This is a genomic window from Prevotella sp. oral taxon 317 str. F0108 (assembly GCF_000162415.1).
Lineage (GTDB): Bacteria > Bacteroidota > Bacteroidia > Bacteroidales > Bacteroidaceae > Prevotella > Prevotella conceptionensis.
This window is the reverse complement of sequence record NZ_GG740072.1, coordinates 573,896-579,725: the sequence shown is the minus strand read 5'-3', so window position 1 is coordinate 579,725 and position 5,830 is coordinate 573,896. Positions and strand designations below refer to the sequence as shown.

The following is a 5,830-nucleotide window of genomic DNA, read 5'->3' as shown; positions in this document are numbered from 1 at the left end:
ATATAGAAGATGAGTGCTTTTCTTGTATTGGCATCACAAATATAACAAGCTCCCAATTTATAAACACATAAAAGTTAAGACAACGTCTTAATCTTCAGAAGAATGGTTACTCCCCAAAATCACCTTTGGCATTTAGATTATATCTGTACTGATTTCTCTTGCTTTTCATAAGAAAGCATGCTGGCTTATGCTACCGAAAGGGCAAGTGAAAAATGCCAGACAAGGGCAAAGAGCATTACTTAAACGGTGATTGAATGATGGCGAATACTTTTAGAGCCTACCCATGTAGAAATATTTAAGGCAGGTTCTAAAAATTGCCTTTGCTGTATTTTTAGCTTTTAGCTGAGCAGGTTTTGCTTACTTCTTGAAGGAGCATAGTGCACTATGCTTTCTGAAAGAGAATGCAAAAGATGCCAGATAAAAGCAAAAAGACAGTGAAGAGCAATACAAGGAACAACGATTGAACCTTTGCGGGGAATTTTTAGAACATGCCTTAAAGCCAAGACAGCTTAACACACATGAGCTTATATGATAAAGAGGTGTACCAAACTATACAACAATGTGAGAACCTCCCATTTCTATCCGCCACACATTCATATCCAACAACAGTACATTTACTTTCTTTTATCTAAACAAAACAAATCACAAATCACAGACGTAAAACACACTCTTTGGCCAAAAATTAACCATTCTTATTACATTACAGAACGTCACCATTTAGAAAACAATATTTTTTTAAACTTTTTCGACCTTTTTATTTGGCAGTTCAAATATTATGTTTAATTTTGCGATGTGAATCAGATATACATCTGTAAAATCACAAAAAATAAAAGTATAATTATATTATAATAAAAGAAAGGAAATCGAATGAAAATAAAAGAAATTAGTTGCAATTTGAACCCATAATACCACGAAACGTGTCATCGGGTAACAAAACGTTAGTTTTAATTCGGAATTTACAAAATAAATACTTCCGTAAACAAACAACGCCACACGCACCTAAGTTTAATAATATTTGGTTAAACCATATCAAGGAAGACATTTACATTTCTAAATACCATACAAATACATCGAAACCATGAAAACAAAGGCAATGTTTCCCAACCTAAGTGTTTGGCCTATCCAACATCAAAGTACCATTACACAACCTTGAAGCGCCAATGCGCAAAAGACAGCCTTAGTAAGCCATGAACATGCACAAAGCTAGTTCACATCACAATGAAGGGGAAAACAATTTCGCCTATGCCTCGAGATGGGTAACTCAAAACGCCACGTATTGAAACGAGGCGCTTTGAACCCCATCCGCGGAGGCAAACACAACAAGACACCATGAACACACTTCAAAAACGATTCATTAACAACCACTATATAAATCCCAGCCAAGGCACAACTCACGCCAATGTGCACAAAGGCGGTCATTAACAACTCTCTTAGATAATTGTGTCCACAAACAGGCCACAACAACCACACCAGCCCGCAACAAATCCATGAACACACGCCAACTAAGGCCCGCGGGTTGTTACAAATCACATCAAAAAATGAAAGAAGAACAACTGAAAGAACGGCAATGCCCATGCAAAATGGCGTATGTATGTCCCGACATCGCCATGACCGAAATGGCGATGCAAGGACAACTGCTACAGGCATCAGCAAAAGGCGGACACAAAACGCTGCCAAACGGCGGAACGGTGTACAACAACTCGGGCAGTTCGGGTGGAGATGCCGGAACAGCCGAAGAAGACAACGTTATCAGCAACAGTAAGGGATATACCCTCTACGAATGGGATTAACCTTCACCCTTACACTTACTTTTATGGTGGAACGAGAAAACAACATTTATCATGAAATTCATTACACAACACATGAAGCAATTGGCAATGGCGGCTTACGCGTTCGCCTTAGCATTTACGCTGGGGGGATGTGTTAACGACCTGACCAACAACGAGCATCGGGCAGAGAACAAAGAGACAAAGGAAACGTTTAACACCAAGTCGTTCGCTGGGGCTTCCAGTCAAATGGAACTGCCCAGGACAAAAACGTCGGGTAAGTATACAGACATATCGAAAAAGCAAGACGGAAGTAAAATGGGCATCCAATTTTATTGGGATCACGATGACTATCAACGGCTTTGGGTAAACTTGGGCGGAACCACGGGATGGCAAAGATTCTACAAGCAAGATACACTTAAGCTTTTAAATGACGGGAAGATTGCCCAATCTCGCTTTTATCTATACTCGAGCTATAAGCTTACCGAAGAAAAATATCCGCTGTGGTATAGTTACTATGGTTTTAGTAATGGCCAACGGTACACTTATATTAATGATTACACAACACAAATACGAGCTAACGATTTTACTAAATTATCGGAGCAAGGAGATTGTGGAATTGCCACAGCTGTCGACAACGGAATATGGTATGGGTTCACCCTGCAACACACCACTTCGTATATCAACTTCATGCCTTACGCAGGTGAGGGAAAAAGCAAAGAAGCTTTACTTAAATGTAAACTTACTCATATTACGCTCACTACTGATGAACCCAACTACGGTTATTACTACTTTGATGAAAATGGTAACCTTGACGAAAGTAAAAAACCAACAGGACCAAGGCGCGCGAGAACGTTGTACTGTGTCGACAATTTAAATTACACGGGATTTTCGGTCCCAGAAAGTAGAGAAAGTGCCAAAAAGAATGCGGCAATTATGGTGATGGCACCAGGCACATACCATAATGTAGAAATAACTTACACGCTTTACGACCCCGTTGTTCAGACAACAGGTGTGTTTAAGAAGTTCATTTCTGAACTTACACTAAAACCAGGCAAAACCACATCCATGTTCTCAGAACTAGTGGCGGACGATGTTTCCCACCTATTCGGACGATACCACATGTGGGGAGCATCACAGTTTTATTGGCAAGGGCATGAAAGCAACGCGCACCACAAATGGAGACAAGGTGGCGTAGACGGTATAGCAGGTTATCCAACCCCAGGAGACCCTCGCTATAAAAGTGACTATTATGCCCCTGGTGCAGGTAATGTCGCACCGGCAGGGTCGATTGCCAGCACCGTTCCCTCAGCTAACTTTCTTAGTTGGTATGTGAAACTCGGCGATCCACGTTGGGACGATTCGCCCTTTACCTACGATGGGCATCTCTTTACAGGCAGGATGTGGTTTCGTAAACGCAAGTATTTTGCACCTGCAGCAGGACTTACAGATGCCTCGATGAATGCAAAAGGCGCAAGCGGTTATGATAGTAGAGTTTGGAGAAATGGTGGGGCTAGTAACACTCCCACAAAATGGGAAGATGTCCCAGAAAGTAACCGCTCACAGTACTTCTGTGTCATGGCACTAGGATATTATGATAATGATGGAAGGCTGTATATGGGGAATGAGTATGAGGGAAGATACTGGACAAGTACTTGTGTCCCTGACTTTGAAAGTTATGGCCCAAGATGGGCTTACGTACTGATGTTTAATCGTAACAATGTCTCCGTGGCTGGGAACACCCACTATTGGCCTTCACGTAAGGAATATGGTTATCAACTATGGCCTGGCGAAGATTAAGTAACAACAATAAGACAACAATCATGTTAAAGTTAAGATATAAATTGTTGAGTTCTCTTTCTGCATGTGCATTGGCTTTTATGCCAATGGCATGCACGGAAGAACAGAACCTGGCTCAGCCAGACAACAACCAAGAAGAACTGGAACCTGCCGTTAGTTTCACTGGCTCGATGAACTCACCTTCATCACGCACCAGTGGGGAATATGGGAAAATTGACGCAACAAACCTGGGCATAACGTTTTATTGGACGACCAACGACCATGAGCACATGTACATAAACAGAGGTACAGACACTTCGCCCATCTGGGAACGCGCCACCAAAGTGGCCTTTACAGATAAAGATGCAACGACTCATTCCGCAAATGCCACATTCAGGTTTAAAGGCAAATATGAAAATAAGCAATACACCATGCTCTATGTGGGAGGCGACCAAAAATTTTCCACTAAGGACAAGGTTTACGTCAACTTTGCCAGAATCCAGAAACAAACGTCTCTCGACGACGGAGAGTTAGCAAACAGTGGCGATTGCGGTGTAGCAAAGACAACCTGTGTCTATTACAAGAAAGAAGGAAAGGGTTGGGGCTATCATGGTGACAGGCATACCTTTAAACTAGAGCACAAGGCTGCATACGTAACCTTTATGCCATATAACCCACGCGGACACATGGACAACACCTACTTCGTTAGTGCGCAGATCGAGGCAAAAGAAAGCCTATATGGCAAATTCCCATTTACAGAAAAAGGGGTGGACGTTAGCAAACGGCCATTACACCAAAATAAGGTTACCCTGAACCTCGCCACAAAAGGCATGGGAAATGGCTTGCCAATCGCGTCAAACAAGGAAGATGCCCAAAAGCATGCAGGCATCATGGTGCTACCTCCGGGCAAATATACCGATGTGCTTGTGAAATTCATCATTAAGGATCACAGCACAGGAAAAAGGTTTGACGTAAAGAAACCTTATCCTGTATTAAACTTGGAGACAGGTATGAACCAACCCATATTCTGCCGTCTTGAAGTGGTAGACTTCACACCCTCATTCAACTATTACAGCATGTGGGGCGCAGAAGACCCATATTACACCTTAGACGCAAAGGCACCACACAATTGGAACAAAAATGCAACGGGCATACCCGCACCCGAAGATGAGAGATGGCCGCACGATGGAGACTCGCGCTGGTATAGCGAAGACGAGGATGCGCCTGCTGGGGTGTTAACAGACGATGCCTTCACGATCAACGATGCCTCTTACGTCTTGGCCAATGATTGCTATTGGGACGAGGATTACCTGTGGGCGTTTGATGGACATCTACAAAAAGGTGCGCTATGGGTTCCCGTCATTAGTAAAGGACACGCCACCGCCTTCGACGGTAAGGATTGGACAAGCATACCAACCTCTAAATCAAAGACTGCTATCACGGACGAGGAACATCCAACTGTGGGCTACTATCCCTTGCCACTCATCGGCAAATATGTAGACGGCGCACTTGTAGAAGTGGGAGCAGCTGGCTATTACTGGATTAATAGGGCCGACCCCAATAGTTCCGACAGCAAAGCTTACTATCTCAAAGTAACCAAAGCAGGAGTGAGCATAAACCACGATGGCAGTAAGGAATGGGGATGTGTACCTTTCACGGGCGATATTCGCCCATAAACAATGAACTCGTTTTTATCAATCAATAATACTTCATAGCTTAATGGAAGGCAGGCTGATGTGACATCAGCCTGCCCTTTTAATATATTCCTCCTCATTCTTCCCATTCAAAGTGTAGAATAACATTTCACACTTTATTCCTTACCCACTAACTCGCCTTTCCATATTATGCTTATCGAAGTCGTTCGGGTTTAAATATCTCTATCAATTGGGAGAAGTGCATGACAAGTCAACCCACTGGCTGATATACTCCCGAAAGCCCAACAACTCCCGAAAGCCCAACAACTCCCGAAGACATCAACTCACAAACTCCCCAACTCAAAAATTCATTAACTCAAAAACTCATCAACTCGTCAACTCAAAAAGTTGTCGACTTATCAACTTATAAACTCATCAACTCAAAAGTTGTCAACTTATCAACTTAAAAGTTCATCAACTCAAAAGCTCATCAACTTAAAAAATCATCAACTCAATAAACCATCAACTCAATAAACCATCAACTCAAAAAACCTTCAACCCCAAAAGTTAAATTATTATTTTTTATTTTACAATATCGCACTAGATTTCGCTCCGTTCTAGCGAAAATATAGGCCATAAAGTAGGTAAATC

Annotated in this window: 3 protein-coding genes; all 3 read left to right on the top strand. The window is 42.4% G+C overall.

Going from position 1 to position 5,830, the window contains the following annotated elements:
• Nucleotides 1–1,538: 1,538 nt before the first annotated feature.
• Genes HMPREF0670_RS02080 through HMPREF0670_RS02070 form a run of 3 tightly spaced genes read left to right on the top strand, consistent with a single transcriptional unit; the run spans nucleotide 1,539 to nucleotide 5,221 of the window.
• Nucleotides 1,539–1,790 (top strand): hypothetical protein, encoded by a 252-nt coding sequence (locus tag HMPREF0670_RS02080; RefSeq protein ID WP_009229506.1) that lies wholly within the window; start codon nucleotides 1,539–1,541, stop codon nucleotides 1,788–1,790.
• A gap of 51 nt (nucleotides 1,791–1,841) precedes the next feature.
• Nucleotides 1,842–3,566 (top strand): hypothetical protein, encoded by a 1,725-nt coding sequence (locus HMPREF0670_RS02075; protein WP_009229505.1) that lies wholly within the window; start codon nucleotides 1,842–1,844, stop codon nucleotides 3,564–3,566.
• Nucleotides 3,567–3,589: 23 nt separating this feature from the next.
• A complete protein-coding gene (locus tag HMPREF0670_RS02070) occupies nucleotides 3,590–5,221 on the top strand; it encodes a hypothetical protein (protein ID WP_157579525.1) in 1,632 nt (543 codons plus the stop codon).
• The last annotated feature ends 609 nt before the right edge of the window (nucleotides 5,222–5,830 follow it).

What these genes read in the sequence shown, in the direction of transcription:
- HMPREF0670_RS02080 (WP_009229506.1), top strand. Translation starts at nt 1,539, where the DNA reads ATGAAAGAAGAACAACTGAAAGAACGGCAATGCCCATGCAAAATGGCG.
- HMPREF0670_RS02075 (WP_009229505.1), top strand. Translation starts at nt 1,842, where the DNA reads ATGAAATTCATTACACAACACATGAAGCAATTGGCAATGGCGGCTTAC.
- HMPREF0670_RS02070 (WP_157579525.1), top strand. Translation starts at nt 3,590, where the DNA reads ATGTTAAAGTTAAGATATAAATTGTTGAGTTCTCTTTCTGCATGTGCA.